The organism is Methylobacterium sp. AC433, from assembly GCF_979253015.1.
In genome coordinates this window covers 1-260 of record NZ_CEEDBN010000075.1, presented here as the reverse complement: position 1 = coordinate 260, position 260 = coordinate 1, and the positions used below count along the sequence as shown (strand labels likewise).

Sequence of the window (260 nt, the reverse complement as noted above, 5' to 3'; positions counted from 1 at the left end):
GTCGAGCCCGCGGGCGAGGCAGGCCTCGACGCCCCGGATCGTGAATTCGCGCTCCTTCGTGCACATCAGCGAGCGTCCGCTCCACTCGCCGCCGCGCGTGTAGTCCACCGCGTAGACGGAGTAGAACCGCGCCGCGAGGGAGCCCTTCAGGAGCGTCTCGCAGACCTTCGGCGCCACGTCCCACCAGCCCGCGGTGACCCAGCCCTGGGGGTCGCGGTAGCCCAGCGCGATGCCGACCTTGCTGGCGGTCTGGTTGCACA

At 71.2% G+C, this 260-nt stretch carries 1 protein-coding gene; it reads right to left on the bottom strand.

Annotated features, from left to right (window positions below; genetic code table 11):
• The coding region (locus tag AC0IWM_RS23790; protein WP_471759153.1) for a DUF1036 domain-containing protein at positions 1-260 on the bottom strand (260 nt) is incomplete at both ends.